The 10397-nt window shown below is 43.4% G+C and carries 7 protein-coding genes; all 7 read left to right on the top strand.

All coding sequences use genetic code 11. The features are described from left to right. Positions 1 to 23: 23 nt before the first annotated feature. The 7 genes from purH (at position 24) to HZA08_00190 (ending at position 10037) form a co-directional block, all read left to right on the top strand. Positions 24 to 1589 carry a bifunctional phosphoribosylaminoimidazolecarboxamide formyltransferase/IMP cyclohydrolase gene (gene purH, locus HZA08_00160; protein ID MBI5191839.1) on the top strand — a complete coding sequence of 522 codons (1566 nt, stop codon included), beginning with the start codon at positions 24 to 26 and terminating at the stop codon, positions 1587 to 1589. A 183-nt stretch (positions 1590 to 1772) separates the two neighbouring features. Beyond that, entirely contained in the window at positions 1773 to 3035 is a 1263-nt protein-coding gene (gene purD, locus HZA08_00165; GenBank protein ID MBI5191840.1) for a phosphoribosylamine--glycine ligase, read from the top strand. 85 nt (positions 3036 to 3120) lie between these two features. Further along, positions 3121 to 3621 (top strand): 5-(carboxyamino)imidazole ribonucleotide mutase, encoded by a 501-nt coding sequence (gene purE / locus HZA08_00170; GenBank protein ID MBI5191841.1) that lies wholly within the window; start codon positions 3121 to 3123, stop codon positions 3619 to 3621. A 34-nt stretch (positions 3622 to 3655) separates the two neighbouring features. Beyond that, a complete protein-coding gene (locus HZA08_00175; GenBank protein ID MBI5191842.1) occupies positions 3656 to 4363 on the top strand; it encodes an L-threonylcarbamoyladenylate synthase in 708 nt (235 codons plus the stop codon). A gap of 183 nt (positions 4364 to 4546) precedes the next feature. Beyond that, entirely contained in the window at positions 4547 to 5488 is a 942-nt protein-coding gene (locus tag HZA08_00180) for a glycosyltransferase family 2 protein (protein ID MBI5191843.1), read from the top strand. 44 nt (positions 5489 to 5532) lie between these two features. Next, positions 5533 to 6834, top strand: a complete 1302-nt coding sequence (locus HZA08_00185) for a nucleotide sugar dehydrogenase (GenBank protein MBI5191844.1) — start codon at positions 5533 to 5535, stop codon at positions 6832 to 6834. A gap of 962 nt (positions 6835 to 7796) precedes the next feature. After that, positions 7797 to 10037, top strand: coding sequence for a hypothetical protein (locus HZA08_00190; GenBank protein ID MBI5191845.1), 2241 nt, complete (start codon positions 7797 to 7799; stop codon positions 10035 to 10037). Positions 10038 to 10397: the final 360 nt, after the last annotated feature.

Below are 10397 nucleotides of genomic sequence, written 5' to 3' on the forward strand. Positions count from 1 at the left end.
ATTATTGAACAGGGAGATACAGCATGGGGCAAATTAAAAAGGCTATTATCAGTGTTTCAGACAAGAAGGGGATTGCGGAATTTGCAAGGAAACTTGCCGGTTTGGGGATTTCAATCCTGTCAACCGGAGGCACCTCCAAAATTCTAAAGGAGGCCGGTATTGCTGTAACGGATATTTCTGATTTTACCGGTTTCCCGGAGATGATGGACGGGAGGGTAAAGACCCTTCATCCTAAGGTTCATGGGGGTTTACTCGGCAGGCGGGACAATCCTGAACATGTCAGGCAGATGCAGGAAAAGGGGATTGAGCCTATAGATATGGTAGTAATAAATCTCTATCCATTTGAGGCTGTAACCTCAAAACAGGATTGCACATTTGAAGATGCAATTGAAAATATTGATATAGGCGGTCCGTCAATGGTCAGGTCTGCTTCAAAGAATTTTGAATCTGTTGCCGTTGTAACTGACCCGTCAGATTATGAAGGGATATTTAAGGAGATGGAGTCAACAGGAGGTAGTCTCTCAAGGGAAACCAGATTCAGGCTTGCACGAAAGGCATTTGCAATGACTGCACGATACGATACGCTGATTTCCGGTTATCTTGAAAAGGAGGCTCAGAAGAGTGGAGAGACTATTCATTTTCCTGAGATATTCGTTCCAAAATTTGAAAAGGTTCAGCACCTTAGATATGGTGAAAATCCACATCAGCGCGGTGCCTTTTACAGGGAGATTGGATTCAATGGTGCATCAGTTTCACGGGCAAGGATAATACAGGGAAAAGAGATGTCATATAATAATTATCTTGATTCAAACTCTGCACTTGAACTTGCAAGAGAGTTTGAAGAACCGACCGCAGTAATAGTTAAACATAATAATCCATGCGGCGTTGCATCTTCTGATGACCTGAAAGAGGCTTATTGTATTGCAAGGGATACTGATCCGGTATCGGCATTCGGCGGGGTGATTGCCTTTAATACACTTGTTGATGACTATGTTGCTGAGGAGATAGTAAAGACCTTTGTTGAGGTGATCATTGCACCTGAATATACTGAGGATGCCTTAAAACTGTTCCGGAAAAAAGGGAATGTCAGGCTGCTTGAGGTTGGTCCCCTTGGCCCTGTTGCAGAAGGTGCTATGGACTTTAAGAGGCTAAATGGCGGATTACTGCTTCAGGACATTGATTCAGGTATAAGAGGTGAATTTGAAAACCTGAAAACGGTTTCAACACGCCCTCCGACTGACGATGAGATTGAGGCTATGAAGTTTACATGGAAGGTATGTAAGCATGTTAAATCCAATGCAATCATTTTCGGGAAAGAGAGACAGACTGTCGGTATCGGCGCCGGGCAGATGAGCAGGGTGGATTCCGTACGTCTTGCTGTATCAAAATCCATGACAGAAATAAAAGGTTCTGTTATGGCCTCGGACGCATTCTTCCCATTCAGAGACGCCATAGACGAGGCGGCCAAGGTTGGAATCAGTGCCATAATACAACCTGGCGGTTCAATCAAAGACCAGGAAGTTATTAAAGCAATTGATGAATATAATATGGCAATGGTGTTCACAGGGTACAGGCATTTTAGGCACTAACAAAAAGTAAGCAGTGAAGGCAGGTTTTATCTGCTTACTGCTTACTTGAGGTTATTTTCTGATAAACCCTCATGAGCCGGGGGCTCACAAAGGTAAACGAAAATCAGCGGGACAAGAAAACCCCGCCTATCCTCATAGATTTGGATAGGCGGGGTTTTCTTACCCCGCCGGAAGGATTTTTGGGTGAAAGTACTCGTCATAGGCAGCGGCGGCAGGGAACATGCTCTTGTGTGGAAGATTGCACAGAGTCCGCGTGTGACCAAAATTTATTGTGCCCCAGGGAACGCAGGGATTTCCAGAGTTGCAGAGTGTATCCCTATCCAGCCGGTTGATATAACAAATCTCATATCCTTTGCAAAACAAGAAGGTATTTCTCTTACTGTTGTTGGTCCTGAAGCGCCGTTAGCAATCGGAATTGTTGATAGATTCAGGGAAGCAGGTTTGAGAATTTTCGGCCCCTCTATGGCTGCTGCACAGATGGAGGCGAGTAAGATATTTTCAAAGAATATTATGAATAAATATAATATTCCCACAGCAGAGTCTAAAGATTTTACTGAAGTGAAGCCTGCGATTGATTATATAAAAGAAAAAGGCGCACCCTTAGTAATTAAGGCAGATGGTCTTGCTGCAGGCAAGGGCGTGATAATTGCCTCCACTGAACAAGAGGCTATTGATGCTTTGAAGCTATTAATGATAGATAAGGCTTTTGGGCAGGCCGGCGAAAGGATAATCATCGAGGAGTTTCTTGCAGGAGAAGAGGCATCGTTCCTTGTTTTTACAGATGGGCAAGTCATTGTTCCCATGCCATTATCAAGGGACCACAAAAGGATCTTTGATAATGACAAGGGGCCGAATACAGGTGGCATGGGGGCCTATTCTCCCGTCTCTTCAGTCAGCAGGGAAATAATTGATACAGTAATCAGGGATATTGTAAAACCTGTTATTGAAGGTTTGGAAAAAGAAGGTTGTAATTACGAAGGCATACTCTATACAGGATTAATGATAACACCTGAAGGTAAACCAAAGGTACTTGAGTTTAACTGCAGGTTTGGTGACCCTGAGGCACAGCCGATCCTGATGAGACTGGAGACTGATATTGTTGACATTATTGAGGCTGTGATTGATAAAAGGCTCAATAAAATAGAAGTAAAATGGAGCGATAAGGCGGCTGTCTGCGTGGTTATGGCCTCAGGCGGTTATCCTGAAAAGTATCAGAATGGCACTATAATAACAGGGCTTGATTCCATCATTGATATGGAGGACATTGTTGTTTTTCATGCAGGAACTGCATTAAAAGATGATAATATTGTAACAGCCGGGGGCAGGGTGCTGGGAGTGACTGCACGTGGTGAGGATATGACTATAGCAAAAAAACGGGCTTATGAGGCTATAGGGAGGATAAGTTTTGAAGGTATGCAATACAGAACAGATATAGGGAAAAAATAAAATAACATAGAGGCTTTTTCGCCATTACTGAAGAATCCCCTCCCCCTTGACGTGGGACAGGGTGGGGGTGAAACCGGGAGGAATAATGAGTAAACCATTAGTGGCAATCATTATGGGTAGTGAATCTGATATGCCGATAATGAAGGCTGCTGCAGATATACTGGAAAAGTTCAATGTTCCTTATGAACTAAAGATTGCATCTGCACACCGTAGTCCGAGGTTAGTTCAGGAATTTTCAAGAGGAGCAGAAGAATCGGGTTTAGAGGTTATCATTGCAGGTGCAGGCGGGGCAGCCCACCTGCCCGGGGTTATAGCATCAGAAACTGTAATACCTGTTATCGGCGTTCCAATTGATTCAACTTCATTAAAGGGTATAGACGCCTTGCTGTCTATTGCTCAGATGCCGGGCGGCGTACCTGTTGCAGCCATGGCTATAGGAATTGCCGGGGCAAAGAATGCTGCTTTATTTGCAGTACAGATCATATCAAGAAAAGATGAAGCCTTGCTGAATCAGTTTAAAAAATATAAAGAAGACATGGCGATAGCTGTTGAGGAGAAGAATCAGAGGGTTGGGGGAAGAAGATAGAGGTAAGAAGTAAGAAGCAAGAAATTAGAAAAATATGAGAATTATTAAGATTGATCAGGTATTTCCTGATCCTTTAGTAGTTTCTGAGATTGCCGATTTATTGAAAGCCGGTGCGGTTATTGCATTTCCTACTGATACATATTACGGCCTTGGTGCTGATATTTATTGTGAAGATGCTATAAAGAGGGTTTTCGAGATTAAAGGCAGAATTACTAACAAACCTATTCTGATACTTATTTCAGATAAAGAAGAACTTACAAAGTTAGTTTCACCCGAAAATACACATAGCTCACCCTCCCCCTTACCCCCTCCCGTCAAGGGAGGGGGGATATTCTATGTACCCTCTCCCCTAAGGGGAGAGGGTAAGGGTGAGGGGTGGCTCATAGATGAATACTGGCCCGGTCCTCTGACCCTTGTATTTAAAGCATCAGATAATATCTCAAATACCGTTACAGGAGGTACCGGTAAGATTGGCATAAGACTTCCTGACCACAAGTTCTGCAGAATGCTTATCCATAAACTTGGTCATCCCATTACAGCGACGAGTGCCAATATCTCCGGCATGGGCAGTCTCGATAATCCTAATGATGTTTTAACTGCTGTTGGAGATAAGATTGATATACTTGTTGATGGCGGTAAAACAAAGGGTGGATTAGAGTCAACAGTTGTAGATGTCTCAGGAACAGAGCCGGTAGTTTTAAGAGAAGGTGCGATATCTACTGATTTAATTAGAAGAAGTTAGAAGTAAGAAGCTAGAAAAAAACAGATGGACTACGGTCACGAGATACGGATATTTCCAGATTAACTGTCATGAGACGGGGGTCTCTCAAAGGGAAATGAAAATCAGCGGGACAAGAATGTCCCGCCTATCCTCATAGAAATGGATAGGCGGGGTTTTCTTACCCCGCCGGAGGTATTTTTTCGGGTGAAGCTTATTGTACAAATACCATGCTTAAATGAAGAGGAAACCCTGCCAGGGACACTTAAAGATATTCCGAGAAAAATTCCATGGATTGATAAAGTAGAAATACTTGTAATAGATGACGGCAGTACAGACAGGACTTCTGAGGTTGCAAGAAAATGTGGAGTAGACCACATAATCAGGTTTAATGCCAATCAGGGTCTTGCGAAAGGTTTTATGGCAGGCATTGAGGCATCTCTCCGGCTTGGAGCAGACATAATCGTTAATACTGATGCGGATAATCAATATAATGGAGCCGATATTCCAAAGTTGATACAGCCGATATTAAAAGGCCAGGCTGATATTGTAATAGGGGACAGAGAGGTTGAAACCGTAAGACATTTTTCATCTGCTAAAAAATTCCTGCAGAAATTCGGAAGCTGGGTTGTCAGAGTTGCCTCAGATACAAGAATCCCTGATGCACCAAGCGGGTTCCGTGCCTTCAGCCGCGAGGCTGCCCTTAGGACTAACATTGTATCAGGATATACTTACACACTTGAAACAATCATTCAGGCCGGATATAATCGTCTTGCCATTACGCATGTATCCGTTAGGACTAACCCCAAGACACGCGAGTCCAGACTAATTACCAGTTTATGGAAATATATATGGAGGTCGGCATCTACAATAATAAGGACTTATGCGATGTACAGGCCGATGAAATTTTTTTCAACTATCGGATCGGCTGTCTTTTTTATCGGGGTGGTTATTTCTTTAAGGTATTTATTCTATTTTCTTTTGGGGCAGGGTAGAGGCCATGTTCAATCTCTTATATTAGCAGCCGTATTAATGATGTTGGGATTTCAGACCCTACTTATAGGGGTTATATCAGACCTGATTGCAGCAAACAGGAGACTGAGTGAAGAGATAGTATACAGGTTGAGGGATAAGGATAGGGCGGGATAGTAGATAGATGTTAGTGATTCATGTATATAAACAGAGGAGGAGAAATGGATTCTATTATTCAGAAAATTGAAAAGAAAGAGGCAAAGATAGGGATTATAGGATTAGGGTATGTCGGGCTTCCGCTTGCACTGGAGTTCTGCAAAGCAGGATTTTCTGTAACAGGTATTGATTTGGATAAAGAAAAGATAGCCCTTATAGAAAAAGGCAAATCATATATTGAAGATTCTACAGATGAGGAGATATTAACTGAAGTTACATCAGGACGGTTAAAGGCTACAACAGATTTCAGCACCCTTGCATCTATTGATGCCGTAAGTATTTGTGTTCCTACACCATTAAGAAAGTCAAAGGACCCGGATATTTCATACATTATTGCTGCTACTAAGGAGATCAAAAAATATCTTCATAAGGGGCAGTTGATTGTGCTTGAGAGTACAACATACCCGGGAACTACTGAAGAGGTCATCTTGCCTGGACTTGAGGCAACAGGACTAAAGGCCGGTGTAGATTTTTACCTTGCATTTTCACCTGAACGTATTGACCCGGGCAATAAGGTTTATAATACAAAGACAACCCCTAAGATTATCGGAGGTGTAACTGAAAATTGTACAAAGATTGCCGCATCCTTATACTCTAAGGCTGTAGATAAGGTAATACCTGTGAGTTCCACGAAATCAGCAGAGATGGTTAAACTCCTTGAAAACTCCTTCAGGGCAATCAATATCGGATTTGTTAATGAATTTGCAATTATATGTAATAAATTAGGGCTTGATGTTTGGGAGATAATAGATGCAGCATCCTCTAAGCCTTTCGGTTTTATGCCGTTTTATCCGGGACCAGGGCTCGGCGGTCACTGCATCCCGATTGACCCGCTTTACCTCTCATGGAAATTAAAGATACTGGATTACAATGCCCGTTTTATAGAGCTTGCAAGTGAGGTAAACCACGACATGCCTCACTTTGTTGTAAACACGGTGTTTGATGCATTGAACTCAGTGGAGAAGAGTATAAAGGGTTCAAAGATATTGATACTTGGTGTTGCATATAAGAAGGATATAGGAGATGTCAGGGAGTCACCTGCCCTAGATGTCATTAAATTATTACAGAAAAAAGGCGGGATAATCTCATATAATGACCCCTATATACCCGACCTTCATGAAGAGAATTTTGATCTGACATCAGTAGGGATAGACGGATATACAAAACTATCCGATTACGACTGTACCATAATTGTTACCAATCATTCTTCATACAATTATAAGAAGGTTGTAGAAAACTCCAAAATCGTTGTTGACACAAGAAATGCGACTAAAGGGATAGTCTCGGATAAGATTGTTAAGTTATAGGTATTAACTTAGGGTCTGTCATAAAGATTTTTATCAAATGAAGTGTAGATTCGAACGTGTAATTCAAAAATCAAAGTATATATTTCTGGTTCTTTCTCACTTCAAGTGGGTAAACCATCTTCCGTAATGAATAACATTTTCTTTTTCCCCTCCCTGCCCCCCCCCCCGTCAAGGGGGAGGGAATATTCTTTACCCACTCAATTTGAGAAAGAACCATTAAGATTGTATTGTATGGAAAGAGAGGGGGAACATTAATAGGCAAGCTGCCACCTTAATCCTCTCCCTGATGGAGAGGAAAATTATCTCCCCTTCAATGGGAGGGTGAGCAATGGGTATTTTCGAGTGAACCCCCTTCTACGATCAACGCCTAAGTGGAAGAGTCCTGTCACCTACTCCCATAAGTAGTCCTTTTACAGATATATCCTCATTAATTTCATCCCAATGAAGTCCGGTACCGGCACAGTTGAATATCCTACACGAGTAAAAGTAACCCCTATAATTTCATCGGTCTCAGAAAAGTGCACGTTGTCTTATTTACATAACAAATTATCATTTATGAACACATGCATTGTCAATGGGAATATTTTCTTAAAAATCCTAATGTAATCCCCCGCCTCCATTTGACTGCGGCAATTCAAAACAGTAAGGAAACAGTAAGGAAATTTCTTGACAGCCAGAATTGGATTTGCTAACATCCCGCACATAAGTTGTAATAATGTCCTACAATAAGATATTTTAGGGTTATGCAACGAGCATTTATTGCATGAGGGTGTGAGATGATTTCTCCTTTCATAAGTAAAGAAGCATGGCCCGCAAATTGCAGTCCGTCCTTTCCGCAACTATAAAGTGTCTCATAATTGTATTGATAATAGAGATTGCAAATTTCTTTAATATTCCCTCCCCCTTGACGGGGGAGGGTAGGGTGGGGGTGAAATCTGTGTTCCATTTGGGGATTGAAATACATGGATAATCCTGCCGCAATATTGCTTGAGGAATCAGGTCAATTTGAAGATGCAGTATCGTTGTTCACAGAGGCCAGCGACTGGGGCGGGGCAGTATCTCTCATCTGCAATCAGGCAAGTGCATTGCTGAATCAGGGGAGGGGGCAAATCCTATCTGCATGGCTTGATAAACTGCCGCAAGAGTTAATTGATAACACCGCATGGCTCTTATACTGGAAAGGGGTATGCAAACTTCTTGTGAATCCGGAAGATGGACTCCCGTTTTTTGAAAAGGCTTTTCAGATATTCAGCAAAGAGGAGGCTATTACCGGATTATCCCTTTCAGCGTGTGGCGCAATAGACTCTATCTTTTATTCATTCAGGGACTATTCCCGTCTTGATACATGGATTGATGAAATGAATAAGATAAGTGACAGATGTTCTTCGTATCCTTCACCCGAAAATCCACTTCTGTCATCCCCGAATGTCTCTGTCGGGGATATAGATGGTGGTTCATCTGACGTTACAGATGAAGTGAAAGCCCGTATTACCTATACCATCTTCAGGTCGCTCCTATTCAGGAACACGGGACATAGTGAGTTTCATAAATGGGCAGAGAAGGCACTGCACCTGTTTCAACACAGCAGAGATATTCTGTTCAGGATGGAATTTATCTTTCATATAGTCTTTTACTGCCACCTTTCAGGAGACTTCCGTCGGGCATTTATGCTGATGCAGACCATAGAGGAGGCATCCCTGCATCTGCCGGAAACAGCCACTCCTCTCGCTATATTAGGATGGCAGTCGGCAAGGGCCTTCTATTTCTGGCTGACAGGGTCCATTGATAAATGCCTTGAGGCAGTGAGTGAAGGATTAAAGGTATCACAGAAAACCGGCGTGCATATATTGGACTACGTTCTGTTAGGGCAGGGTATAGCTGCTGCACTCTCAGGCGGCGATATGAAAACAGCAGGAAAACTCCTGAAGAGTATGGCATCCAGTCTTGACATGATGGGGCATAATAACCGGGCATTCTATCATTTTGCTGCGTCGTGGGAGGCACTGCTTAAAAAGGACAGGCACCTTGCCTTGCAGCATGCAGAGGCAAGCCTGGGGCAGGCAGAGGAATTAGGGGGTGAATGGCAAAAGATACCGGCTCAACTAATGATTACCCAGGTATCGCATGAACAGGGGGATCTGCAAAAGGCTGAAGAACACCTCACATCTGTCCGCCGGTTTGCAGTCCAATCTAAAAGCATCTTCTTTGAATATATCTACCTTCTGACAGATGCATGGTTTGCCCTGGACAGGGGAGATGAAAATGCGTGCCTGAACAACCTTCGCAAGGCAATGGCTATCGGAAGGGAGAAAGGTCTTATCAACTTCTGGGGCTGGCGTCCTGATGTCATGGCAAGGCTTTGTACAAAGGCACTTGATGCAGACATTGAAGTAAATTACGTGCAGGAGCTTATCAGAAGACGCGGTCTTCTCCCGGATAATCATCATATCTATAGTGAAAAGTGGCCGTGGCCATTGAAGATATATACCCTCGGAGAGTTCAGAGTGGTCAGGGATGAAGAGACCATCGGATTCAAAGGAAAGTCTCAACGAAAGCCCCTTGATCTGCTAAAGGTCCTGATTGCATTGGGAGGGAAAGGGGTCAAGATTGAGGAAATCAGTGAGGAGATATGGCCTGACGCTGATGGCGACCGTGGCTACTCTTCATTCACGACTACAATGAACAGGCTGCGAAGTCTAATCGGCAGTAAAGCCATCCAATCAAGAGGCAAGTCTGTATCACTTGATCCCAATCACTGCTATGTGGATGTATGGGCATTTGAACACCTGCTGTCCGATATCGGGAAATCAAACCCAACAGCCCCGGACTTCTGGCATCATATAGAAAAGATACTGACCCTGTATCAAGGTCATTTCATTGAAGGAGAGGATCGTTTATCCGGCGTTACTTTCTATCGTGACCGCCTGTGGTCTAAGTTCCTGAGTAAGATACATAAGATAGGCATTAGACTGGAAAAGGCCGGAGAGCATGAAAAGGCCGCTGCCCTGTATCAGAAAGGCCTTGAGGCAGACCCGCTATCCGAGGAGTTATACCGGTATCTGATGGTCTGCTATTCCCTTATGGGCCGTCCGGCTGAAGTACAGAAAGTCTATGTGCAATGCAGGAAAACACTTATGACTGCATTGAAAGTTGAACCTTCCATGGAGACGGGAAACTTGCTTCAGAAGTTACTGGCAAAGTAATCATGAAATTTTCACCCGAAAATCACCCCCCCAGCCCCCCCTTGAACAAAGGGGGGATTGCCGTTGTCCATTGAGAACCAGAGGAACTTTTTCCCCCCCCTTAACAAGGGGGGGCTTGGGGGGGGTGGTTTTCATCCTCATTTGTGAAACCTCCGTTTCATGACGGTTCATCCGAAAATCCCCTCCGGCGGGGTAAGAAAACCCCGCCTATCCATTTCCATGAGGATAGGCTGGACATTCCTGTCCCGCTGACTTTCATGCCCCTTTGTGAACCCTCGGTTCATGGGAGTTCATCCGAAAATCCTCGTTATTATCAATAAAATTAAGAAAATAAAACTTTTTATCCGTCTGCCATAGCCT

This window comes from Nitrospirota bacterium (genome assembly GCA_016212215.1).
GTDB lineage: Bacteria > Nitrospirota > 9FT-COMBO-42-15 > HDB-SIOI813 > HDB-SIOI813 > JACRGV01.